This window comes from Microcoleus sp. B9-D4, from assembly GCF_036705105.1.
GTDB lineage: Bacteria > Cyanobacteriota > Cyanobacteriia > Cyanobacteriales > Microcoleaceae > Microcoleus.
Genome location: NZ_JAUBTS010000039.1, coordinates 1 through 23,335, shown reverse-complemented (window position 1 = coordinate 23,335; position 23,335 = coordinate 1). Strand labels below are relative to the sequence as shown.

The 23,335-nt window shown below is 46.2% G+C and carries 20 protein-coding genes and 1 pseudogene; 8 read left to right on the top strand and 13 right to left on the bottom strand.

The features are described 5' to 3' along the window. The first annotated feature begins 4 nt into the window (after positions 1-4). The 3 genes from QUB24_RS21365 to QUB24_RS21355 all read left to right on the top strand — a co-directional run bounded on the left by QUB24_RS21365 (position 5) and on the right by QUB24_RS21355 (position 7,544). Entirely contained in the window at positions 5-2,560 is a 2,556-nt protein-coding gene (locus QUB24_RS21365; RefSeq protein WP_333155260.1) for a DHH family phosphoesterase, read from the top strand. Between the two features lie 482 nt (positions 2,561-3,042). After that, positions 3,043-5,346, top strand: a complete 2,304-nt coding sequence (locus tag QUB24_RS21360; protein WP_333155258.1) for a serine/threonine phosphatase — start codon at positions 3,043-3,045, stop codon at positions 5,344-5,346. A gap of 956 nt (positions 5,347-6,302) precedes the next feature. Next, positions 6,303-7,544: a protein kinase domain-containing protein gene (locus QUB24_RS21355; protein WP_333155257.1), complete on the top strand. Its 1,242-nt coding sequence runs from the start codon at positions 6,303-6,305 to the stop codon at positions 7,542-7,544. A gap of 179 nt (positions 7,545-7,723) precedes the next feature. Here the strand turns inward: QUB24_RS21355 and QUB24_RS21350 are convergent, their stop codons facing one another. From QUB24_RS21350 to QUB24_RS21340, 3 genes are all read right to left on the bottom strand, one after another. Beyond that, entirely contained in the window at positions 7,724-7,942 is a 219-nt protein-coding gene (locus tag QUB24_RS21350) for a DUF4327 family protein (protein ID WP_006631282.1), read from the bottom strand. Between the two features lie 472 nt (positions 7,943-8,414). Then, positions 8,415-8,591, bottom strand: coding sequence for a hypothetical protein (locus tag QUB24_RS21345; protein ID WP_333155256.1), 177 nt, complete (start codon positions 8,589-8,591; stop codon positions 8,415-8,417). A 5-nt stretch (positions 8,592-8,596) separates the two neighbouring features. Continuing rightward, on the bottom strand, positions 8,597-9,787 hold the full coding sequence (locus QUB24_RS21340) for a transposase (RefSeq protein WP_333155255.1): 1,191 nt from the start codon (positions 9,785-9,787) through the stop codon (positions 8,597-8,599). 154 nt (positions 9,788-9,941) lie between these two features. Between QUB24_RS21340 and QUB24_RS21335 the strand changes: the two genes are divergently transcribed. Further along, positions 9,942-10,922, top strand: coding sequence for an aspartate carbamoyltransferase catalytic subunit (locus QUB24_RS21335; protein WP_333037021.1), 981 nt, complete (start codon positions 9,942-9,944; stop codon positions 10,920-10,922). Between the two features lie 128 nt (positions 10,923-11,050). Here the strand turns inward: QUB24_RS21335 and QUB24_RS21330 are convergent, their stop codons facing one another. After that, entirely contained in the window at positions 11,051-11,452 is a 402-nt protein-coding gene (locus tag QUB24_RS21330) for an SH3 domain-containing protein (protein ID WP_333155254.1), read from the bottom strand. Between the two features lie 636 nt (positions 11,453-12,088). Here QUB24_RS21330 and QUB24_RS21325 point away from each other — a divergent pair. The 3 genes from QUB24_RS21325 to QUB24_RS21315 all read left to right on the top strand — a co-directional run bounded on the left by QUB24_RS21325 (position 12,089) and on the right by QUB24_RS21315 (position 14,107). Continuing rightward, positions 12,089-12,580, top strand: a complete 492-nt coding sequence (locus QUB24_RS21325) for a molybdenum cofactor biosynthesis protein MoaE (RefSeq protein ID WP_333155253.1) — start codon at positions 12,089-12,091, stop codon at positions 12,578-12,580. A gap of 121 nt (positions 12,581-12,701) precedes the next feature. Beyond that, positions 12,702-13,361 carry a sigma-70 family RNA polymerase sigma factor gene (locus QUB24_RS21320; protein ID WP_041622468.1) on the top strand — a complete coding sequence of 220 codons (660 nt, stop codon included), beginning with the start codon at positions 12,702-12,704 and terminating at the stop codon, positions 13,359-13,361. A 140-nt stretch (positions 13,362-13,501) separates the two neighbouring features. Further along, entirely contained in the window at positions 13,502-14,107 is a 606-nt protein-coding gene (locus QUB24_RS21315) for a zf-HC2 domain-containing protein (protein ID WP_333155252.1), read from the top strand. Here the strand turns inward: QUB24_RS21315 and QUB24_RS21310 are convergent. Together QUB24_RS21310 and QUB24_RS21305 are read right to left on the bottom strand one after the other, a co-directional pair. Beyond that, complete coding sequence (locus QUB24_RS21310) at positions 14,080-14,328, bottom strand: hypothetical protein (RefSeq protein WP_333155251.1); 249 nt, start codon at positions 14,326-14,328, stop codon at positions 14,080-14,082. The two genes, QUB24_RS21315 and QUB24_RS21310, sit on opposite strands and share 28 nt — an antisense overlap. Positions 14,329-14,561: 233 nt before the next feature. Next, positions 14,562-14,966: a gamma-glutamylcyclotransferase gene (locus tag QUB24_RS21305; protein WP_333155249.1), complete on the bottom strand. Its 405-nt coding sequence runs from the start codon at positions 14,964-14,966 to the stop codon at positions 14,562-14,564. A gap of 119 nt (positions 14,967-15,085) precedes the next feature. On the opposite strand from QUB24_RS21305, the gene QUB24_RS21300 reads away from it, so the two are divergent. After that, positions 15,086-15,685 (top strand): glyoxalase-like domain protein, encoded by a 600-nt coding sequence (locus tag QUB24_RS21300; RefSeq protein WP_333155246.1) that lies wholly within the window; start codon positions 15,086-15,088, stop codon positions 15,683-15,685. Between the two features lie 147 nt (positions 15,686-15,832). Here the strand turns inward: QUB24_RS21300 and QUB24_RS21295 are convergent, their stop codons facing one another. The 7 genes and pseudogenes from QUB24_RS21295 to QUB24_RS21265 form a co-directional block, all read right to left on the bottom strand. Further along, complete coding sequence (locus tag QUB24_RS21295; protein WP_333155244.1) at positions 15,833-17,110, bottom strand: bifunctional sterol desaturase/short chain dehydrogenase; 1,278 nt, start codon at positions 17,108-17,110, stop codon at positions 15,833-15,835. A 73-nt stretch (positions 17,111-17,183) separates the two neighbouring features. Continuing rightward, positions 17,184-17,807 (bottom strand): restriction endonuclease subunit R, encoded by a 624-nt coding sequence (locus QUB24_RS21290; protein WP_333155242.1) that lies wholly within the window; start codon positions 17,805-17,807, stop codon positions 17,184-17,186. Positions 17,808-17,963: 156 nt separating this feature from the next. After that, positions 17,964-18,905, bottom strand: a complete 942-nt coding sequence (locus QUB24_RS21285) for a hypothetical protein (protein ID WP_333155240.1) — start codon at positions 18,903-18,905, stop codon at positions 17,964-17,966. A gap of 3 nt (positions 18,906-18,908) precedes the next feature. Continuing rightward, positions 18,909-20,063, bottom strand: a complete 1,155-nt coding sequence (locus QUB24_RS21280; protein ID WP_333155238.1) for a DUF3696 domain-containing protein — start codon at positions 20,061-20,063, stop codon at positions 18,909-18,911. Beyond that, complete coding sequence (locus QUB24_RS21275) at positions 20,060-21,220, bottom strand: DUF262 domain-containing protein (RefSeq protein ID WP_333155236.1); 1,161 nt, start codon at positions 21,218-21,220, stop codon at positions 20,060-20,062. The genes QUB24_RS21280 and QUB24_RS21275 overlap by 4 nt, the downstream gene beginning before the upstream one ends. A gap of 162 nt (positions 21,221-21,382) precedes the next feature. Then, positions 21,383-23,026 (bottom strand): family 10 glycosylhydrolase, encoded by a 1,644-nt coding sequence (locus QUB24_RS21270; RefSeq protein WP_333155233.1) that lies wholly within the window; start codon positions 23,024-23,026, stop codon positions 21,383-21,385. 72 nt (positions 23,027-23,098) lie between these two features. After that, a pseudogene (locus tag QUB24_RS21265) lies at positions 23,099-23,335 on the bottom strand (RNA-guided endonuclease IscB); the annotation flags it as partial.

Below are 23,335 nucleotides of genomic sequence, written 5' to 3'. Positions count from 1 at the left end.
TCGAATGACAGAACTACTTCAAAATTTGCCAACTCAACCCCTATCCCAACCCCCAGATTGGCTGATCCAAGCTGTCAGAAACCATGCACCAGAACTCCCCGGAAACTATGCCGCCGCACTTCTGTGGTATAGAGGAATTCACAACCCCGAACAAATACCCGGTTTCTTAAATCCCCAACTTTATCAACCCGCAAGTCCCTTTGAGTTCGGACTAGAAATGAACTGGGCGATAGAAAGAATCCAGCAAGCAAGAAATAGCGGAGAAAAAGTCGCAATTTGGGGAGATTTTGACGCCGACGGCATTACCTCAACCTCCGTACTTTGGGACGGACTGGGAGAATTTTTTGCTCAAAATGACCAACTAACTTATTACATTCCTAACCGCTTAACCGAATCTCACGGACTCAATATCACAGGAATAGACGCTTTAGCAAAAGCGGGAATCAGTTTAATTATTACCTGCGATACAGGCAGTACAAACATCGCCGAAATCGAATACGCCACCAGCTTAAACATCGATACAATTGTCACCGACCATCATACATTACCAGACGATCGCCCGCCAGCTACAGCCATTATCAATCCCCGCTACTTTCCCCCAAACCACCAACTATTTAACCTTTCAGGAGTTGGAGTAGCTTACAAATTAGTTGAAGCCTTGTATCACACATTACCGGATATTCCGCAGCGCCCGATCGCAGATTTATTAGAATTAGTAGCGATCGGCTTAATTGCCGATTTAGTCCAACTAACAGGAGACTGCCGCTACCTAGCACAACTCGGAATCGAACAACTGCAAAAGCAACTCACAAATCCCACCCGCCCAGGAGTTGCAAAATTGCTCGAACTGTGCAAAAGATCGGGCGATCGCCCAACCGATATTTCCTTCGGACTCGGCCCCCGAATCAACGCCGTCAGCCGCATTCAAGGTGACGCCAGCTTCTGCGTAGAACTCCTCACCAGCCGCGACAAAAAACGCTGCGAAGAATTAGCAAATTTAACCGAAATTGCCAACTCCCGGCGCAAATCTTTACAAAAAGATGTTGCCAAAGATGCCGCCAACAAACTAGCCAAACTCGACCTTTCAACTACTAGCGTCATCGTCCTCAGTGACCCCCAATGGCCCGTAGGTGTATTAGGATTAGTAGCGGGACAAATCGCCCAAGAATACGGCCGCCCCGTGATTTTATTCAGCACAGAAGGAAGCGAAGAAATTAACGAAAATTCCCAGGAAACCCAATTTACCTCCTTCTTAGATTCAGAATCACCAACACTTTCCCCCTCCAAAATTGCCAGGGGTTCCGCCCGTTCCGCCAATCAAATTGACCTTTACCAATTAGTCAAAGACCAAGCGCATTTATTGGACAGATTTGGTGGTCATCCCTTCGCCGCCGGATTGAGTCTCCCTGTTGAAAATATCCCCCTATTTACCGATGCGGTAAATCAGCAACTGCGACAACAATACAGCACAGATAGTTTAACAGCCGCCCCCGTTCAAGCCGACCTAAAAATTACTGTCTCCGAATTAGGCAAAGACTTATTTCAAGAACTAAAATTGCTCGAACCGTGCGGTATGGGCAACCCCACACCAAAATTGCTGATTGAAAACTGCTGGTTTGACAATCTCTGGAATCAAAAAATCAAAGACTTGAAAGGGCAAAAAGTAGAATATCTTAAAACAGAATTTACAATTAGGGATGAATCTAGCGATACTGGATTTCCCGGTATTTGGTGGGGACACAACCAAAACGAAGTTCCCCAAGCCCGCTGCGATGTCACCGTTGAACTCGATTTTAATACTTACAAATCGCGGTATGAAGTGCGCCTCGTAGCAGTGCGGGAACGCACGGCAGACAACCAAATCAATTCGCCGACTAAAATAGATTGGATTGTAGACTGGCGCAATAGAAATAATGATGAAGAGTTGTTAGCAGCCAGCACAAACTTAGAATCTCCAATGCCGATCGACAATCTAGTTTACAATTACGAAATGGTCGATCGCGAAAACTCGATCGTCCTCAAAGAATGCCCCGCAAGCTGGGACGAACTGCGGATCTGGTTTCGGCAAGCACAGCACACTCAGAAAAAACTCGCGATCGCCTATACTTTACCCCCACTCGTACCCCCACAGCAAATCTGCCAACAGCTAATCGGCATCGCCAAATACCTCAGCCGCACCAAAAAACCCGTCACCAGACAGCAACTGCGCCAGAAACTCGGTATCAGCGACACATCCCTGCAACTAGGGTTCAAAACCCTAACATATCTCGGTTTTAAAATCAATTATCGCGATCGAGCTTTCCACATCACCAGACAACCCGAAACCGCACAGCAGCAAGACGCGCCCGATCAAATCCCGCAACGGTTATTAGATAGTCAATCCATCCAATCCTCCGTGCCAAATTCCCCTATCGCCGCCCGTTTTGCAGCGCAATTCCTAGCAGCACTCTCCGAAGAACAATTCCGGCGGAAATATTTCTGTGAAGTACCCCTTTCCACCATTGTGTCGATCGCCAGAGAAACCGTTTTCCAAGAAGATTCTACAGCAATTCCCTTCTAACTGAGATATTGCACCATTCTCAATTAGCCTTTTAGGAACAGGCTTTCCGGCCTGTTCCACAAGAAAATTTATATTTTGTGGAACAGGCCGGAAAGCCTGTTGCTGACAATGGTGCAACATATCAGTTCTAACTGAAATATTGCACCATTATCAAGAACGGGCTCTCCGGCCCGTTCCACTCATGAGATAACTTTTCTTGTGGGGCCCGCACGCTGTTACCACCGGTAGGGCTGGCTTTTGGGCCCCTAAAGCGAGAGAAATTTTTATGGATAGGGCTGAAGAGGCCTATTCCTGACACAGATGCAACATCTCAGTTCTAAGAAATATCTTACTTCTGAATTCATCCCGATAAAATAAGGCATAGGGCAATGGGAGTTATCCGTTGCGAGTCAGGCCCAAAACTCATAACTCCTAACTCACAAGCCAAAACCCAAAACTCCCCACCGCCAAACTCGATCGCCCATCTCCAATTTTAAACCCCTATGCTTCTCTGTCCCCGCTGCCAATTTGAAAATCCCAATCCAAACAAGTTTTGTCAACAATGCGGAAATTCCCTAATTTACAAACCTTGCCACGAATGCGGTGCCCAAGTCGCTTTTAGCGCCGCATTATGTCAGAATTGCGGCGTCGCAACAGGTCAAGTGTGGCGGGCCATTATCTGCGGTCGATCGAATTTTCCAGCAGTCGAGGCAGACGAGTCAACCATACCCCCAGCCGAATTTCCCCAAAAATCAGACATCGTTCCACAAACTACATCGCCCCAAAACTCTTCTGAACCAATCACAGACGCCATTAAAACAAAAATCACCACGCCAGCCGAATCCCCAACAGCAGTCGAACCAACTTCTCCACAGCCAAGCGACGGCGAATTCAGCAGCAAAGAAATTGACCCTGTGGTAGCCGTGGGGGCGATCGCACCAACATCCTTTCAAACAACAGAAAAAAGCTCTACTACAGCACCAGAGCGCGAAATAACCCTATCTGAGCAGCATTTTACAACCGCACCACAGCCTAAACAAATCCAGGAAGCAATCGAAAACCCCGACAGCCCAAACATAGCTGACATCTCCCCCCAATCTCCACAATTCCCCGTCCCCAATTCAGAATATTTAATCCCTTCCCAGCCAGCGGGAGCTTATTTAGACACTCAGCAGCGCTACCAACTCCTAGAAACCGTGCCACCGAGAAAACGCTCAGACACAGTAGCAGTCACAGTATTGGACTGTCAGCCACTGGAAATGTCACCCCTCAAAGCAATGCTAGCAGCCAACTCTGCCAGCGTCGCCAAACGAACCTCCCCCTACACCGCAGCAATCAAACCCGGAGAAAATTCAACCAATTCCGCCTTAGCAGAGCTTTGCCAAGGTATAGCTGAACCTTATCTGGCACTCCGGTGGCAATTCTCTCAAAACCTGCCAGTCATTCACGATAGCTGGTCAGACAACGAACAGGCAGTGCTGCTGCTAGAAGACTGCTCCCAATGGCCGCTGCTGGTAGAACGCTGGAGTCAACCCGAAACTTCCACCCAGCAAATTTTATACTGGCTACACGAAATGACAGAACTGTGGGCTGCCCTAGAACCCTGGCGCTGTCGGCAAAGCTTGTTGGAACTGACAAATTTACGAGTCAACCCCGACTCTTCCTTCTCTTTGGCTTCTTTGCGACTGCAATACCTCTATCCCGAACCGGCCGGCTCCAACCTGCAACTGGTAGATTTGGGGCAATTGTGGCAGGTGATATTTAGCCAGTCCGATCATCGCACTCAGTTTGGCGCCTTGCTCGACCTGCTGCAACAAATGTACAAAGGCGAGATTAACACAATCGAAGAATTGCGATCGCGCCTAGAAACAGTTCCCCTCGAACTCCAACCCGCACCTTCACCAAGCTCAACCCCGACACGCAGGAATTACCGCAGCACCGACGAGTCGCCCCCCGACGTTGGCGAGGTCTTAACCCAGCCCATGCCACTCCAGATTTACAGCTTAGAAGACGCAGGCCTCACCGATGTTGGCCGCACGCGCGACCACAACGAAGACTTCTTCAGCATCTGGACTCAGCTAAACAAACTCGAAAGTTCCTTCGGTCGCATCTTTCAAACCAAAGGGCTTTACATTCTCTGCGACGGCATGGGCGGACACGACAGCGGAGAAGTAGCCAGCCAACTAGCGGCTGAAACCCTCAGAGAATTCTTTCAAACCCGTTGGGAAAATCAACTACCTCCGGCAGACACCATTCGCGAGGGAGTGCTGCTAGCCAACAAAGCCATCTTTGAAATCAATCAAAAGGACGGACGCTCCGGCAGCGCCCGCATGGGTACAACTCTAGTCGCAGTCTTAGTTCAAGACACCCAATTCGCCGTTGCCCACGTCGGCGACAGCCGCCTCTACCGACTGAGAAAGGGACAAACCCTAGAAAAAATCACCTCAGACCACGAAGTAGGTCAGCGCGAAATTAAGCGCGGGGTTGACCCGGAAACTGCTTATGCCCGTCCCGACGCCTATCAACTAACTCAAGCCATCGGCCCGCGAGACAGTAATTTTCTCAAGCCAGAGGTGCAGTTTTTAGACTTGTGCGAAGATACCTTATTAATTTTGGCTTCGGACGGCCTGACAGATAATGATTTGTTGGAAACTCACTGGCAGAACACTCTCGAACCCCTTTTCAATCCCCAAGCCAATCTCGACCAGGGAGTTGCCCAATTGATTGAACTGGGCAACAAACGCAACGGTCACGACAATATCACGGCAATTATCATTCGGGCGCAGGTAGGCGCATTTCGATTTTAGAATTTGGATGCTGCCAACTTTTTCAAAGGTGGTGCTTTCCCCCGTGACCGCTTGGGTTAAACCGGCAATTGTTGCATAGAAAGGAAACAGCTTCTGTCGTTTCCGGGCAAGGCTTTACTGCTCGCTCTGTTATTAGGTATCCGGTGTTAAAACAGGTTCGGTTTGAGTGATCAAAAACTGATTACAGACCCATAAGATTGCAGAAAAGCTGTGGAGTACAACCATTTATCCGTAGCTTTAATTTTAAGATTCGGTTCAGGGAATCTACCGGAAAAACAGGCTTGATAGTAAGTGGATTCATCATAGTTGAAAGAGCTTTCACTTACAAAAATAGTTAGTCTAATGAAAAAAAAATTAACTAAAATGAAGTGAGTCAATCGATTTTAGATTTTAGATTTTAGATTAAAGAATTGAAGCATTGACCCCACGCATAAATACGTTCGGCAAGTTTCATCTGATACAGGTTTTTTATTTCTGGACGGATGAATCACGTGGCGGGTATCCTGGATTCTTTCTGTCGGCAGGCGGGCTGATGCGAAATCTGCTTTATACTCGATCGCTCTTGGGGCAATTTGGGTCTAGGCCGGAACTGCCGGCCCTACCTATAGATGTGGGGGGTAAATCACAACCTGCTGCTCCAGCAAATTTACGTAAAAGTTTAGCGATTGTTTACCTACTTTTTATAGTTTCAAGTGTTAAATCGATCGACTGTGTTTTAAGGAGCGATCGACCCCTCAGAAATTTTACGGATAATTGTTCCCAAAAAACTATTTATAAATTCATGGTTTATGGAATCTTTAATCACAATCAGGATATTATAAAGTTTTAGTGAAACTCACCTGTGAAGCTCATAAGTAATTTTTAATTGGTAATTTTTCAAAGCCCTACGCCCCTAATCTGTAAATTCCCGCCAACTCTCACTGCCACATTAGGGAGTTCAACCACATCAAGCGAAAATGCTGCTGACTCTTTTAGATCCAGAAAAACAGACCCCCCTGCAACAGTGGAGTTTCGAGAGCGAATCCATTATTCGCATCGGCCGCTCTCCCGAAAATCACGTTGTGATCCCCAATGCTCTAGTGTCGCGGCAGCATCTGGAACTGCAAAGAGTTAATAGCGGGAAGTCCAGCCAATGGTACTTAGTCAATTCCGGGACAAATGGCACTTTGGTTAACGGTATTCTCATGTCTCAGGGTTGGATATCCGACGGTGCCCTGATCCAGTTGGCGCGGGGCGGGCCAATTCTGCATTTCCAAGTGATTACTATTGAAGTCGGCGGCAAAATTAAGGCGAACCCCAACGTCAATCTCGTGGCACCGAGGTGTACCCACGCGGGAAACCCGCCGGGGAATTTATTCTGCATCCACTGCGGCGAACCGATTAAAGTCGATCGCACGGTGCGCCACTACCAAGTGCTGCGAACTTTGGGCCAAGGCGGTATGGGAACAACGACTTTAGCCTGGGATCGAGAGAAAGCGAAAGCTCAACAACCCGGAAGTTCGCCCGCCGCTTCTCTGGTAGTCCTCAAGGAAATGAATGCTGATATGGCTCAAATCGCCAAAGCTCAAGAACTGTTTGAACGTGAAGCTAAAACTCTCAAGGCCCTCCACCATCGGGGAATTCCTCAGTTTTTTGACTTTTTTGTGGAAGGGGGTAAAAAATACTTGGTGATGGAAATGCTCCACGGCGAGGATTTAGAAAAACGCATCTACAACCGCGGCCCTGTTGCTCCCCAACAAGCAATAGAGTGGATGATCCAAACCTGTGAGGTTTTGGACTACATTCACTCTCAAAAACCCCCGATCGTCCACCGGGATATTAAACCTGCTAATTTGCTGGTGCGCCACCGCGACAATCGCATTACAGTGCTGGATTTTGGCGCCGTTAAAGAAATCGGCACTCCTCCTGGGACTCGCATCGGCGTTGAAGGCTACACCGCACCAGAACAAGACCGGGGACAGCCTCTCCCTCAGTCAGATTTATATGCTATTGGGCCTACTTTAATTTTTTTGCTGACGGCCCAAAGCCCTCAAAACTTTTACGGGAAAATAGCTGGAGGTTACGGGTTTAAGCTCGAAAATATTCCGACGATCGCCCCGAAGCTGCGGGACACCATTTTGCGAACCACGGCAGCTAAGCCTGGGGATCGCTTTCAAACTGCTCAACAATTAGCTCGAGCTTTAGGCGGTTCGCTGTAACAAAAGTCAGAAGTCATTAGTCATTGGTCATTAGTCATTAGTCAGAAGGAAAAAGTCATTAGTCAGAAGGCAAAGGGAAGAGGGAAGAGGGAAGAATTTAGCAACGGAAATTTATGAAAGAAAATTTACCTGATCGCCTCGAAATTTCTCTCCGACACCCCAGTCCTCTGTCTCCTCTGTTATTCCTCGTCCCAAGCTTCTACAGCTATCAACTCGCTCACGGGGTCTTGCATAGAAAAATCAAACTCTAGCAATTGCTGTTTCCAGTACGGCCATTCGTCGCCGTAAAGCAGAGCAATTTTCCAAATACTGTCTGTGGGCTTGATAATGTCAGACGTGACGAGAGAATGCACCTGACGCTGGAACTTAACCATCGGCTGTATAACCTGCTGGCTCATAATACCTCTTGAATTGTTTAAATCTTGTGTAATTACCACTTCCCAGCTCTCACTTTTTACCGCAGTTTCGCCAAGAACAGTCTCGCCAAGATACGTGTAGATTTTTGTCGGGAAGCTACATATTCAACTTGTATCTTAACAGAGTTCGTTTTGACAAGGCCCTATAAGCAGGACTGAAGAGTCAAGACCGACTTCAAAGAATTAATCATCTTTGAAATGTCCCGCTATATGCTGTCGATCGACAGTGGAAGATTTGCCCCCTTGATTTTTTCCACCACATAGTGGTAGATGCAAGGGCTGCGTTCGGCTTGTTCTTGACAAGGCTGAGTTTGGGTAAGAGAAACTGCAACTACTGCGCTTTGGCTGGTACAGCGTAATTTCCGCTTTCCTGCGGGTAAACCACACCTGTTTCACCTTCGACGCTGGGTTCGCTGTGAGAGTGGGGTCGGAGCTATATAAACAGATTATAACTCTACTCGCCGCAAAAGCGATCAAAAATTGTTGGATACTGTTGATCGCCTCCCCTAAATGTCGATCGAACATTCAAAGGCGACAGCAGACCGGGCGTACAAGCAAGTTCCAAACCCATCGTCCGTCCTGATTGATTGACAACTCCCTGTCCTCTTATGAGCAGGGATTCTTGGTTCATTGGGACTACTCATGTAGCTTGCCCTCCCCAAAATTCACTGCGATTTGCCCAACCGCTGTATATCCACGCTGCAATACTACTTGCGCTGCTGCAACATCTCGATTTGTTTCATAGCCACAGGTTTGACATTTATGCACCCGTTGAGATAACTCTTTTTTACCTGTATGCGTTTGACATAAGGGGCAGGTTTGACTTGTTCGGTTCGGGTCTACTTTTGCAAAGTATGCACCTCGCTTAAAGCAAACATGGCTCAAGATATTCAAGAACTGACCAAACCCTGCATCAAGCGTGTGTTTGCCAACCATTCCGGCTGACATTGCTTTGAGGTTCAAATCCTCAGCAAATACTGTTTGAGCTGCGTCGCATAAATGATGTGCGGTCTTAAAATGAAAATCTTTGCGACTGTTCGAGATGTATTCGTAGTGCTTCGCTATTTGCTGATGAATTTGACGGGACTTCCTAGAGCCTTTTTTCTTGTGCTTCAGTTGACGTTGCAGCGATTTCAGCTTGCGTTGTCCATCCACAAAGAATCGAGGTCTATCAATCAATTCACCATCAGAAGTTACCAAAAAATGTTCTAACCCTAAATCAATCCCTAATCCATGTCCTGAAGGTGAGGTTTGAGGTACTTCGACATCACATTGCAAAGTGAGCATGGCATAGTAACCAGATGCCTTTTTGACAACGCGAATTTGTTTAACCTCAAACCCTTCAGGAATTGGACGCGACAGGTGCATTTTAACTAAACCAATCTTGGGCAGGTTAACCCAATCAGCGCCATTAAAGTGTTTAACAGACTCTAGATTCAATTGAGGGAACACAAATGAGCGCATCCGCTTTTTGAATCTAGGGAAACCGTGTCCTCGCTCCCACATTGCCACAAACGCTGCTTCTAGTTGGCGCAACGCCTGCTGCAAGACATGGGTGTGAGGCAATTTCAACTCAGGAATTAACTTCTTTGCTTGGGCTAATGATTTGCATTGGCGCGCAAAGGTTGGACGCGGTGCCTCAGCAGGGATAATGTATTCCTGCTTAATGCTGCACGAGTTGATATCACACTTACGAGAATTAACCCAATCTTTTCGTTCTCGCAATGCAAAGTTATAGACCTTGCGGCAAATATTGAGCCACTGGTCGAAAGTTTGGCGTTGCGTATCGGTAGGAATGAGCTTGTACTCGTAGGTGAGATTTAACATACAATCATTGTAGAGCAAGTCTGAACAAACAGCACTGCATTTATTCAAAATCCTCTCGGAGAAATTCAGAACCGAAAGTCCCCCTAAAAGGGGGAGGCTTGTATCCCATTGTTTTCGGTCAATCTAAAATCTAAAATCTAAAATCTAAAATTGTATGACTTGGACAAGGCGACACATTCTCACTCTGGCTGATTTTACCTCGGACGAATACGATACGGTGCTGCAAACAGCAGCCAGTTTTCGGGAGGTGCTCGGCCGCCGCACGAAGAAAGTGCCGGCCCTGCAGGGTCAAGTGGTCGCGAATTTGTTTTTTGAACCTTCTACCCGGACTCGCAATAGTTTTGAGTTGGCGGCGAAGCGGCTGTCAGCGGATACGCTAAATTTTACGCCGGGAAGTTCTTCTCTGACGAAGGGGGAGACTATTCTGGATACGGCTAAGACTTATCTGGCGATGGGAACGGATTTGATGGTGATCCGGCACGAACAAGCTGGAGTTCCCAGCACGATTGCTTCGGAAATGGATCGCTTGGGTTCGAGAGTCAGCGTTCTCAATGCTGGAGACGGCCAGCACGAACACCCATCGCAAGGTTTGCTAGACTTATTTACTATTTGTGCTCTGTTAGATACCGAACGTCCGCGGCTGGAACTTTTAGCGGGCAAAAAAATTGCTGTGGTGGGGGATATTTTGCATTCGCGGGTGGCTAGGTCTAATATTTGGAGTCTAACGGCTTCTGGGGCCGAGGTTCATTTGGCAGGGCCGCCAACTTTGCTACCGCTGTTGTTTGCTGAGTGTGGCGATGGTAGGGAAGGCAAATTATTTTTGCATTGGCAGCTTGAACCTGCTTTGGCCGATGCTGATTTTGTGATGACTTTGCGGCTGCAAAAGGAACGGATGAGCGACCATTTGCTGCCGAGCTTACGAGAGTATCATTCTTTGTACGGGATTACGCGCGATCGGCTCAAACTCTGCAAGCCGGATGTGAAGGTGTTGCACCCTGGCCCGGTCAACCGCGGCGTGGAAATTAGTTCGGATTTGATGGACGATGCCCAGTTTAGCCTGATTTCTCAGCAAGTTACCAGCGGCGTGGCGGTGCGGATGGCATTACTTTATCTAATCGGCGGCGGTAAAGTTTAGGCTGTTAGTTGTTAGCCATGAATTTCGGATATTCCATGATTTTCAGGCTCTTTAAAATAATCGTTACCCAGTAGAGCCGGGTAACGATTAAAACTCTTTCTAGAAATGTAAAGTGTTCTAGTTAAGAGTTAGGAAAGCCAGGACGCAGACACCCAGCCACCACCTTTGAGTTGGGCCCAGCCGTTTTTGTAACGACCGGTCAATTTTACGTGGTCTCCATAATATAACTTGCCGATTACACCAGAACAGCTACTGGGGCGGTGGCGGATATTCAGTCGGCCGCCATTCGTGACAACTTTGGCGTAGCTGTGATGGCCGTGATGGCTTTTCTTGCCGCAGCGGGAGTAGTGGCAACTTGCTTGCGCTTCGCCACCGACAGTCAGAATAGATAGGGCTACTGCCATACCTGCAACGCCTATCCATGCAGAATTAGGAATTTTCAAGCCCAGTTGGTCTAACGACTTGACTTGGAGTTCGGACTCTGGAGATTCATAAGCAACAAAAGAGTGGCTCAATGCTAGTGCTTCCATAGTTTCCTCGTGATTGTTGTTAACATTTGTTGGTGCAGACTCAGGTCGAAACCTCAATTAACAGCCCAAACCATTAACTTATGTTTCAGAAAAGGCACAAGAGGGCGTTATGGTCTTGCTGTTGCCAAGTATCCGCCAATTTGCCTGAACCATGCACAGGTATATCATGTCATTGATGTAGCTTTCCGGAACAAAAAAATAAATAAAGTTTACATCGACTGCTAACAATTTTGCCGACGCGGATCAGAACTCCGGGCAGAATTAAACTTAACTGTGTCCTTACAAAGGGAACGAAGTTATCGATTGGGGTGGGGAATGGCTTGTACTGAGTTGCGAATGACACTACTTATTTTGGTGCTTATTTATTGAATTGCTACAGCAATATCGGCAGTTAATTCTATCGAACAAGCATCCGGCTTGTCTTCAAGCACGATCTTAATTTGCTTCGGGCCAGTCATAGTGTAGCCGATCGCACTGGTGCAGAAGTTCGGGGCGATGGCGTCACGCTCTTACGCGTGCTACGAGATGGGTCTCAAGATTAGTCTCCCTGTGTCCCCGACAAGAATGCAAGACAAATCCATCGCGACTTGATTTGTGTCAAGATCAATTAACTTATCCAGCACCTCTTCTTTGGCAATGAACTCCTTCGCTGCACTTTCTCTCGGCACAATTCCTCAACGCCATGAATCCGACAGCTTCGCCATTACCTTAGCGCCGTTGTCTGTAAAGGAAATATACGCTTTGGCAGATGACCCCGCGAACGGAGCCGTGGTAATGATGAGCGGTACAGTCCGCAACCAAACCGACGGTCAAGCTGTAGTTTCCCTAGAATATCAAGCCTACGAACCGATGGCCGTGCGAGTATTCCAGCAAATTGCTACTGAAATCCGCCGCCAGTGGGCCGATGTCAATCGGGTCGCCATTCACCACCGCGTCGGACACTTGCAGGTGGGCGAAATCAGCGTACTGGTGGCTGTTGGCTGTCCCCACCGGGACTCAGCCTTTGCAGCTTGCCAGTACGCCATAGATACGCTCAAACACAATGTACCGATTTGGAAAAAAGAACATTGGGCCGACGGTTCTAGCAGTTGGGTTAGTATTGGAGCGTGCGAGGTGGTCGGGCATTAGTCAATCGATGGGAGATTTGAGATTTGAGATTTGAGATTTGAGATTTGAGATTGAAGAGGGGAACTTGTTACGATCTCCTAACGTCAAAAAGTGTGGAATGTTCGATGAGCCAATTCCACCGATGAGCGACTTTATTTCCGTGTCCTGGTCTGCGGTTGTGGCGACCGTTCAAAGAGTGCAATTGCCAGCCGAAAAACTCTCTAATTATGACTTGGTGTTGCGGTGTCAGGAAGGAAATCGACCTGAGACCACGGCCTTTTCAGAACTGTTGAAGCGGTATCAGTCCCACGTAGACAGGGTTCTCTATCACTTGGCCCCTGACTGGCAAGACCGAGCAGACTTGGCTCAGGAAGTGTGGATTCGGGTCTACCGCAATATTAACCGTTTGCAAGAGCCTGTTAAATTTCGGGGCTGGCTGAGCCGCATCGCCACTAATTTGTTTTACGATGAGTTGCGGAAGCGCAAGCGGGTGCGAACTCCGCTGTCGCTCGACGTACCTCGTACTCTGGAAGATGGCGAGGTTGATTGGGAAATTCCGGCTGACAGTCCGGGGCCTGATGAAGATTTGACGACTAGAGAATTTTACGACCAGTTGCGGGTGGCGATCGCAGATTTGCCGGAAGTATTCCGCACGACCATTGTTTTGAGAGAAATAGAAGGTTTAGCCTATGAGGAAATAGCCGAAATGACCGGAGTTTCTTTGGGAACTGTCAAGTCGAGAATTGCTAGAGCTCGCCAAAGATTGCAGTTGGAATTGCAAAAATATCTCGATGGTAATTAGCAAGAGTAATTTCAGAGGCGGGTTAAGAAGATTTGGTGAAGTTTGCTGTGACATCAAAACTTCTCTTTTAAAATATAAATAAGCAGTAAATCATTCTAATACCGAGTGCGTGATTCCCCAATTAGAGCAAGTCTGAAATTATGAGTGGTAACTTTGAATCCGATAAAAATCAGAATCAGCAAGGCGTGGGGGATTCACTCGCTGAAACTCAAGTTAACAACAATTATGCCCAGGGCAATGTAACTACTATGATGCGCGATCGCTTTGAATTGCTAAGTGCCTACCTCGACGGTGAAGTGACGGCGACAGAACGCCGGCAAGTTGAGGAGTGGCTGACAAATGACCCCACTACGAAGCGTTTGTACTCGCGACTGCTGATGATGCAGCAGAGTTTTCAGGCAATGCCGGTGCCTGCTGCAGAACAATCGGCCGAGGAGTTGGCGACGAAGGTTTTGCAGCGGGTGGAACGCAAGCCGAAACAAACTTGGATTTTGGGTGGAGGTGCGATCGCAGCTTTGTTGGTTGCGGTGGTGTCTGGTGTCGGTGGCGGCCGCCAATTGTTTGCTCCTCAGTTTGCTCGATCGCCCGTTCCTGCTGAATCTGACGGTTTGATGATGGCTTTAAACGAGCCTCTGGTGGAGATGGTTAATCCCAACGATTTGATGCTTGGGGTGAATGCACCGATCGTGGATATTCCCAAAGTTGGTGTAGCAACCCCTCAAAAGTCATTGCCAAAGGCGCAGTAAGGTTTCTGTTTTGAACAATAACGAAAGTCGCTAAGCTCCCGAAAAAAGGGGGCTTTTTGCTGTTTTTCCCAGTTTTTCAAGGTGGAAGATCCTTTGACGCTTTCCCGGCTTTGAATGACGAATTGTGAGGCGATCGCATCTTGATATCGGAGTAGGTAGCGAGTGGAATTAGAGCGGGCGATCGCACTTGTCACGTGTTTTTTGGATATTTGCGATGGCAACAGCAATAGACCTCTTGCAAAAATAGCTGGGATGGGCCGGAGAGCCCGTCCCACAAAAAGTTTTTTCTCTTGTGGGATGGGCCGGAGAGCCCGTCCGAAAATTTGATCGAAAGGACTTTTGCAAGAAGTCTAATGTCTCCTCAATTTCCTGCCGCACAGTAGTAGGCTTACAGGTTCGCTCCGCCCGATCGCACGGCAATGGCAATTTACTAAGCTCATCGGCATTAACCACCTTATGTGGTGAAAAACCTATTTTCCCACGTGCCGTGGGGCAGCCAGATGCCTCCTAGAGAACGAATGCGATCGGGTAACATGAAGTAAGCCCAAGCCGTGCCTAAAGGTTTGAGGTGTCGATCGAAGATTTCGATGGACTGTCGCTGATATTCGTTTTGTGTCGGTTCCCGCAGCGGATGATAGTCTTCAAGTCGGTCTAAATCGTCCAAAATAGCCGAGTTTGCGAAACAGAGGAGAAAACCGCAGACTGTGCCATCTCCGGCCATCATCGCAGGATAGCCGATCGGCAGCGCAAAAAGTTGACCGCGGGCGATCGCGGGGTAAGCATTCACAACTTTTCCTTCGCAGTAGCGGAGGTAGTTGCACTCCCCCGGTTTGAGAGTGCCGTAGACAAAGACTTTCATCGGGTAGGGCCTAACCGCTAGTTTTTGCTAACATAGATGGCTAAGCTAATAGTTTAAGTCTCGCGGGCGATCGCGACTGCAATCTTGATAAATTTCGTTGTTTACCTTTCTTATAATTCATGACTCTAGCAGTTAGTTTTATTGCTTTTGGACTTCGGCCTTTGTACTTGAGCTCTTTTTTGCCGTCCCTGCCCCTGGACAGCTTGTTTTCGACTCAAGGGATTATGGTGATGCTGCTGGCCGCCTATGCGGGGGCGATGTGGATGTTTCTCACCAGTGCTCCGAAGGTACACACGGTGATGGTATCGGATCTCGGGCAAGCGAGGGAGTTCTATGAAGGTATGCTAAACCTGCCAGTAGCAGAAGTGCCGCTGCACTACTACTACAATTACGAGCAAACTTTGGGCACAACAGGTATCGATCCGCTGTATTTGTCGCCGAATGTCGGGAGGGCAACGACATCTCAAACAATGGGGAGTCCCGAGGGTTTGTGGTATCAGTTGATGAAAAATACCCAACTGCACATTATTAGCGGGGCCGGTGTAGGGGAAAAAAATCGCCCGCGTCACGTTTGTTTCGATCGCGATTGTTTGGATCAGCTATTGATGAGGGTACAAACTCGCGGCATTAGTTATAAAATTCGCCGGGAAAAACCGCTGAACTTTTTGGTCAAGGATTACGATGGTCGCGTCATTGAAATGGCTGAGGTTAGTAATTAGATAAGACTCAACGGTTAAAACCGATCCTACACAAACTTTGGTCAATGCAGAGAGCGACTAAAGAATACAATGGGTATTAAAGCCGAATTTGGTATTACATCCCCACTTAGAAACCCGGTTTATCTAAAAAACCGGGTTTCTTGTTTTTCAATTAATCTTTGCTTCCGCGCTAGATTTTTCAGATACCGCAGCTTGCTTTATCTCTGAAATCGCTTTCCGGCTGAACATTTGGAAGTAGAGGGAAACAAAAAACTCTTTGACTGGAAAAATGATAAAAGTCAAAGGATTAATTGTCACGATGATATTGCGGGCATCGGCTTTAGCTTGTTTGACAACTTGCTGCGCTACCCAGTCGGGAGACATGATGCCGATCGGGTTTAAGTTGCTTTTAAACGGCCCTAAAATCAGTTTGCGAACGATGCAGGGTGCGTCCAGCCGACGGAGGGTGACTAAATCTCCCAGGGCGCGCTTGCTGAGTTCGTACAGGGGACTGACAGCGGGAATTACTTCTGCTTCGGAAGTGTTGATCCAGACTTCTTTGCAAGCGATGTTTTCGTTAGTGCGGACTGTTAAGAAAAAGAGTTCCATCAGCCGCCACGCGGAAAAAGTGTTAATTTCGTATGAGTTGGCGATCGCCTCTCCTGTTCTTTCTCGCTGTACGTTAATCCCGTGATTGATGACGAGAATATCGATTTTTTCTAACAAGAGGGCTAAGTCTGCCTCTTGGCCAGCTTGCCAAGTTACGGTTTTTACAGGTAAACTTTCGCCGTCTAAATTCAAAGTAATTTCCTCATTTCCCGATGAGAGGGCGATCACTTTTGCACCAGCTTGGTGCAGGTGTTTGAGAAGCAAACGCCCTAAAGTTCCCGATGCACCGGTGACGGCTACAGTTTTGCCTTTGAGAGAAAGTGCTGTACCCATAAGTTTATCTATTAAGGTGAAAGTACCGCAATAGTAAGCATTTTGATTGTCGAAGTGATGCCGCCAGTGATAAGGTTTATTAACTAACCACTTGCCAGGGGGAGTCAGAAAGTCTCCCGGTTGGTGGGTGATGTCGGTTAATTCATCTGCACCCTTGATGCCACACCCGCGGGCGATCGCGCTCAACAAAAAGCCTAAAGTATAAATACAACCGGCTGCTGCACCCCAGTGATATTCCGGCAGCCCAAAATAAGCTACAACCCACAGCAACAAGCCCAAAATCATCATCGCCGCAGCTTCGGGCACGTCGTGACGCCAGTGTGCTTGCTTGTAAATTGTCTCGCTGACGGGGGTCAAATTCGGGCGGAAAACGCGGTGATGCCAAGTGTGCAGCTTTTGCAGGGGTGCCCAATAATGCGACACGACGTGATAAAAGTCTCGTATTATTTCTGCCCAGCAGACAGAAGCTATTGCCACAGCGCCGACTATCCAGTAATTTACCATGCTCGCACCAGTTTGAAATTTGAGATATTAGATATTGTCTGCTTTGAAAGATAACTCAAAATGGCTTTTATTGCTAGTCTGGCAGTTGACTCAGGCGTTTTAAAATCTGCAAAACCCGGTACAATTCATTGCCGGGATTGCGGATTACAAATTCTGGAGATAAGCCATACTGCGCTATTTCGCCTCTGACTAACTTCACAAAAGAGAAGTTAGCACCTGTAGAAATCATCCCAAAAGTAGGAGTTTTTGGATCGGGATCGGCGAGCATATATGTCAGGAGTTGGGCAAGTGCTTCGTCAGTTGAAAACGAAAGTTGTTTGGATTCAATTACTGTCACCCATAAGTTTGCTTTCATAATTAGGATATCTATTCTGCCTTCGATGATTCTGCCTTCGTCTTCCTCTTGAATGGCGATGGACTTTTCGGCTTTCACTTGAAAAGGAGACTCATACAGACCGGCAATAAATAAAATGGGGCTGATGATTGTTAGCTTGACTGCATTTTCCAATACAGGCGGGTTATCTACCAAGTTGAAGTATATGTCTTGGACGCGATCGAGTAATTGTTTTTCTGAGTCGGTTACTTCGGGTAAGTTTTCTTGCCATTCTCGGAAAAATTCGCTGTTGCGAACTCGGTGCAAGCCGAAGTTATCGATTAAATAGCGGAGGTTTATATCTCTTATTTGTAGTTTTTGCATGATGATTAATAAAGGGTTTTATGGTTGTTAATAAATTTAGCATAATTGGGATTTTCAACCGCAGATGAACGCTTCGGAACGCAGATGAAATTCCGAGGAAGTTAATTTGGCTGAGATGTCTGTTTATGGGGATTTGCGAACAAAATTCGCTGTAAATTATTCTATTTTGGGGCCAATATACCCAATGATTATCTTTCCGGGGCCTAATTCTGTGCAGAAATGGAGTCGCCAAGCTCCAGGTGTCATGCGGATGTGCAAACTGAAAATACGCTTTTTCCCGTCAAGACACTGAATATTTAGTTGCTCTCTAAGCTGCTTAAGTCTTGACTCACTCTCTGGAGATGCCTTACTAGGAAGATTATCCAAATTTAGCGCTCCGTCTGTCCAGCTTTTAGATAATTCATCAAGCTCAAATAACTTTCTGACAACTTGTCGTAACATTTTCGGATCGACAAGGCTTTCTATCTGTTGGCTGACGCGATCGCAAAATTCCAGGCTGGAGAATAACTCAGCTCGACGTTTCCAAAGCTCCAAACCATCAACCACCGCTGTTTGCTGACGTTTCTTAATCCAATCAGCGTGTTCGAGAACGTGGTTTTTCTGACTAGCATGAAGAACCTCTACGCTTTCTTCTATCAGTTCCCCATTCTCGTCAATTTGTATTAGTTCTAACTTGATACAACTGCTATTCCACAATGACTCTGAATTCAGACTAATTGCCAATGTTTCAAGGTAATAAGAAACTTTAAATCCTTCGGCTTGAATACCCTGTAAACTCAACTCACAATCTAGAGCTTCTACTTTTATTTTAATACTTACATCAGAAATATCAACAGATAAAGGAGTTTTAGTTGCCAGCGTTTTTAGAAAAGTCCGCTCGTCTTTATTAACTTCAGGATCGTTACGCCAACGAGAAAGAGGATAGCTTTCAGCAAGAATCATAGCATGAAAATCTGCTTGAATGCGAATTCCCTTCAGCCCACAGCGTTGAGCTGCAACCATCGTCCTAATCAATTCTGACATCCATTGTCGTGCTGTAGAAATATCAGGAGCAAGAGTTCGGGCAGACAGTTCATTAAACACCATCTCCAAATCCATCGCTTATTCTCCTTCCACCGCAGGTTCCAACAAAATCTCCAAGCTGTTGTCCCACTCATCAAAAAAACCCTTCGGCCATTGATCAATTCGTCCGTTGCGATCGATTTTTGGCGATATTACCTCAGTCACAGCTTGTCTTTTTTTTTCTTTATTGTCACGGTGGAAGTAGTGCAACTGAACATCTTTCGGGTCAATTTTACCCCCGTGAACCGCAAGGCGAATCCCATTTAAAACATGATCGCTGTGAGTTTCTATCACAACTTGAACCCCACCGCTAGCTGCCAAAGCTAACAATTCACCCATTTTAACTTGTCCTTTCGGATGGAGATGCGCTTCAGGATTTTCAATTAAAATGATTGTATCAGGTGTTGATGCAAGTGCCGCTACAATAATCGGTAAAGTGTAGCTAATTCCAAATCCCACATTAGTTGGACGGTAAGGATTGCTATCTCCATAGGAATATTGAAAACTCATCAGATCGACATCTGATTTGGCATCAATTTTGAGGCGCGTACCCGGACTAATTTCTCCCATCCACGCCTCCACTTGGTCTATCAACTCCATTGATTTTACTTGAACATCACCTGGTTCAATCTTTGATTTTACATCAGGATGGCTGAGACTACTATTAGGAATAACTTGACCCCCTTTCACAGAAAGAAAATGTGCAGTATATTCACCTTTAATACCGAGTTGGTCGAGCTGTCGTACTTGGTAGTCTGACATTTCATTGAATGGACGCGGCCCGATACGTTCTGCCTGAAGGTAGTGAAAGTTATTACCAAAAAGATTCGATTGATACACTTCTGAACTAACTTGTTCCGACTCAATGTTCAACACATCTACCTCTTTGTCATATTTGAAACGCCATAGCCCCTTGCGGTTGTTTCCCCAAACAATGTCAAAACCAATTAATTCCTCTTTTGCTCCCTCAAAAAGTGCGTCTTGAGCAGTACCAATCTTCACTAAATCCCCATTAAGCGCCAACCCTTTTTCTGGTAATAAACCCTGTTGATAAGATTGTCGCAGTAGCAGGAGCGATTGCAATACCGAAGATTTACCGCTGCTATTTAGACCAGAAAATAAAGTCAATTTCCTGAAGTTTAATAATTGATTTGCAAAAGGTTTGAAGTTAAGCAAATTTAGTGAAGTAATCATGCCAGCACCTCGTTAATTATTTGTTCAATTCTTCTAAATCTGTACTCTATTTTGTCAGCAGCCTGAGATATAGATGCCATAAAATCTGGATCGTTATCTACATAATAGATGAATTTTTCAATTAAACTTTGCTTTTGCTTTTTCAATACAGTAATTTGTTCTTCCTTAAGTTGACTGAGAGTAACTGACCAACATTCAAACAATGCTTTGTTAATTGGATACAGCCTATTTTGATTTTGAGACATTTTACGAAAAGCACTTTTACCGAAAATTTCAAACGCTGCAATCATAGATTTTTTGAATTGTCTTTCAATCATATTTAATTGTTCTTCATGCAAATTATTTACTTTAAATAAAGCGCGACTTAAAAACACACTTCTGTTGTCATTTGTGTCATTTTTGTAATCTTGATAAGATGTAAGTGTAAAAGCTAGAAACCCCAGTATAAACTCTCTGTCATCCATCCGCATTTTACGCAATTTGCTAATATTAGTAACTTGCTGAAATTCTGGTAAAAGAGCCAACTTAGCTAAAAACTTTGTTGCCTTACCGGGGTTGAGAGCATGGCGGAGTTCTTGAGGAGACATCGGCAACCCACCTGTATTAATCCGTTTAAAAATATTATATTTAACTTCAGGAGGGGTACCTTTTCCAATCAAATAAACTGTCACCTGAGTCTCCTCTATTCGACGCTGGTATCTGCGCCCGATTTCATCATAATTTTTGCCTTCTAAATTGATCAAGTATTCTAGTCCGCGTAACCTAAGTGTTTTATCGCTCATAAATTGCTTGAAAGCAGATAGCCGCTGCAATCCATCCACGACTAACCATTTATTTTCATTAGTTGCATCTATATAAAAAGCGGGTAATGGAATCCGAATCAGGATCGACTCAATTAGTCTGCTTTTCGCGTCATCTTTCCAGATGTTTGCATGGCGCTGAAAGTCCGGTGCTAAATCGAGAGCGTCCTCATTGATTCTTCTTAGGAGTACCTCGATCGTTGGTTCTTTGGTGAAAATATTAATTTCATCAGGATCGTATATCAATTTGTCTTTTTCATATGGTTCATCACCGTTATCTTCTTCTTGACTCAAATTTAAGTCATCAATTGAATCTTGGTTGGATACTTGCTGATCTGGTTTGGGCTGACTTACCATAGGGAATACTCCTTTGTGTTAACTTTTATTACAATCCGTATTGTCCTAATAAAACTTGAATGACTATCCGCTCCTAACAGAAAGGCACTTTTGAAAATATTATCGCACAAATCTCATCTTGTAGAGACGCTACAAATCGCATCTCTACAACCTACAGCTTATCTACAATCGGCAAGTTTGCCGTGCCCTTTCATCCTCCGGTTCTTGCCACCCAAAAGCAAAATGACTCACCGCATTAATTTGTGGCGTCGCCGATCGAATTGCCCGCATTTGGATCTCCAATGACGGCCGATTTTTCAGAGGTTTTCCCCAATCTCCAGCAATGGCAGGAATGATTTTTGCTCCCGCAGGCGCTAAACTTACTGTCCGCTGCACCTGTGGCACAATGCAGCTTACATCCCCGCAATTTCCGTAAGACATGGCGTGGAATTCTATAGCAGCCGGAAATGTGTCCCAAGGCTGCAATCTCGAATCATATCCTCCTTGATTTACTGCTTGATTTGCAGTAGGAAAAAACACTGCTCCTACAGGAATTCCCATCCTTTGAGCGGGTTGAATTGCTATCCCCAAAAAATCTAAAATCCCTTGGACTGCGTGAGCAACACTCAGTTTCCACAGGTCTTTTTGCAGGGTGCCGGTATCGGGAAGCGGCGGTGTCGGTTTTGGTGTGGGAGTTGCAGGGTTTGGCTTGTTAGCGGCTGGAGTTGTTGAGGCCGATCTTGATGCGGCATTCTGGCTTCTAGAAGCTGTAGTTGGCACTGACATCGCCTGCGGAATTCGCCCCTGCCAAAGAGGTTCTCGCTCAGTTGGATACTGTTTGACTACTGCTTGAACGTCATTAGGATTGATAAATCCCCTAGTCAAATACCGCTGAATTAAATCTCGGCCTTGCTGATTGCTAGCCCGCTGTAAAAGAACTTGCTGCGATGCTGGGCCGTAAATCCACAAGTCTTGAACTTTGGTAGCAACTGAAGCGGGCCCGATGCCCCGTAGATAGCGAATGTAGTCGAATAACATTCCTTGTGGCTTGCGCTTGACTATTTGATTTACTAACAAAGTATAGTCTTGCCGTGCTTGTGGGTTGTACGGATCGATAAAGGCTTGATTGCCCGGAACTTCTCCGAAGTCCTCGTTAATTGCTGCGTATTCGCTTACTGTTAAACTTGTCTGATTTTTACCGTTGATAGCGAGGGTTTGCTGTCTGTCGGGACGCTGAGCATAGCTATAGCCAAAGTTCATGGTAAACAACCAGGCGTATACTTTTAAACCTCGCTGTTTACCTTTGGCGATCGCCTTTTCTAACAAGTCGTATTTCTCGTAACCGCGATTTCTCACAACTGAAGGCCAAGCCGTAGGATTGTCGGCTGCTGGGAGAAGCACTTGACCATCGTAAAACACTTCGACATAGACTTGGTTGTAGCCTTTATTCACAACTTTGTCTAATACTCGATCGAGTTCTCCGGGTCTGACATCGCAGGGATACAAACGCAGCCAAACTGCTTGGGTTTCGGGCCAAGTTTTTTTGCGGCATTCTGCTATTTCCCGCGCGTGTTTGTTCAAAACAGCAAAATATGCTTGCTGAGATTCCCGTTTTCCCGACAGCGCGGCGCGGCGCAAGTCTTCTTTTTGATTGACTTGTTCTTGGGATAATTGGCAGTAGGCTGATGTTTGGGCAAAAGCTGGTTGATTTCCGATAAACGGCCAAACAAGCTGGCTGATGAAGCTACTGGTTAAAACAGCAGTTACCGCACTTAAAAAGCGTCGCTGGTGTTGAAAATTCGCGATGCGAGTTGGTGCAATTTTCATCTTTCTTCCCCCTTGGAGACTCCCGCTGTACCTGTACCCAGGTCAGCGGCGAGAGGAAAAGGGGGGCAAGGTTTATGCTGCATACGAGTAACCATCTTTTCTGTGAATAACTGAACAATATTTGTAGCTAATTCCCGACACCAATTCGGATGCGGAAATATTGAATGAGCCACTCGTTCTTACGGCAACACGTCCAACGTATGTACCAATTTTTTTGCCAGAGGTAACGACTGCTTTGACAATATCTCCCGTTTGAAACCCTTTAACAAACTTAAACCGGGGAACATAGCGAGATGTCAAGCCAAATTT

Excerpts from the sequence above, each read along its gene's own strand:
- QUB24_RS21365 (WP_333155260.1), top strand. The coding sequence starts at position 5 with ATGACAGAACTACTTCAAAATTTGCCAACTCAACCCCTATCCCAACCC.
- QUB24_RS21360 (WP_333155258.1), top strand. The coding sequence starts at position 3,043 with ATGCTTCTCTGTCCCCGCTGCCAATTTGAAAATCCCAATCCAAACAAG.
- QUB24_RS21355 (WP_333155257.1), top strand. The coding sequence starts at position 6,303 with ATGCTGCTGACTCTTTTAGATCCAGAAAAACAGACCCCCCTGCAACAG.
- QUB24_RS21350 (WP_006631282.1), bottom strand. The coding sequence starts at position 7,942 with ATGAGCCAGCAGGTTATACAGCCGATGGTTAAGTTCCAGCGTCAGGTG.
- QUB24_RS21345 (WP_333155256.1), bottom strand. The coding sequence starts at position 8,591 with ATGAACCAAGAATCCCTGCTCATAAGAGGACAGGGAGTTGTCAATCAA.
- QUB24_RS21340 (WP_333155255.1), bottom strand. The coding sequence starts at position 9,787 with ATGTTAAATCTCACCTACGAGTACAAGCTCATTCCTACCGATACGCAA.
- QUB24_RS21335 (WP_333037021.1), top strand. The coding sequence starts at position 9,942 with ATGACTTGGACAAGGCGACACATTCTCACTCTGGCTGATTTTACCTCG.
- QUB24_RS21330 (WP_333155254.1), bottom strand. The coding sequence starts at position 11,452 with ATGGAAGCACTAGCATTGAGCCACTCTTTTGTTGCTTATGAATCTCCA.
- QUB24_RS21325 (WP_333155253.1), top strand. The coding sequence starts at position 12,089 with ATGAACTCCTTCGCTGCACTTTCTCTCGGCACAATTCCTCAACGCCAT.
- QUB24_RS21320 (WP_041622468.1), top strand. The coding sequence starts at position 12,702 with ATGAGCGACTTTATTTCCGTGTCCTGGTCTGCGGTTGTGGCGACCGTT.
- QUB24_RS21315 (WP_333155252.1), top strand. The coding sequence starts at position 13,502 with ATGAGTGGTAACTTTGAATCCGATAAAAATCAGAATCAGCAAGGCGTG.
- QUB24_RS21305 (WP_333155249.1), bottom strand. The coding sequence starts at position 14,966 with ATGAAAGTCTTTGTCTACGGCACTCTCAAACCGGGGGAGTGCAACTAC.
- QUB24_RS21300 (WP_333155246.1), top strand. The coding sequence starts at position 15,086 with ATGACTCTAGCAGTTAGTTTTATTGCTTTTGGACTTCGGCCTTTGTAC.
- QUB24_RS21295 (WP_333155244.1), bottom strand. The coding sequence starts at position 17,110 with ATGGTAAATTACTGGATAGTCGGCGCTGTGGCAATAGCTTCTGTCTGC.
- QUB24_RS21290 (WP_333155242.1), bottom strand. The coding sequence starts at position 17,807 with ATGCAAAAACTACAAATAAGAGATATAAACCTCCGCTATTTAATCGAT.
- QUB24_RS21285 (WP_333155240.1), bottom strand. The coding sequence starts at position 18,905 with ATGGATTTGGAGATGGTGTTTAATGAACTGTCTGCCCGAACTCTTGCT.
- QUB24_RS21280 (WP_333155238.1), bottom strand. The coding sequence starts at position 20,063 with ATGATTACTTCACTAAATTTGCTTAACTTCAAACCTTTTGCAAATCAA.
- QUB24_RS21275 (WP_333155236.1), bottom strand. The coding sequence starts at position 21,220 with ATGGTAAGTCAGCCCAAACCAGATCAGCAAGTATCCAACCAAGATTCA.
- QUB24_RS21270 (WP_333155233.1), bottom strand. The coding sequence starts at position 23,026 with ATGAAAATTGCACCAACTCGCATCGCGAATTTTCAACACCAGCGACGC.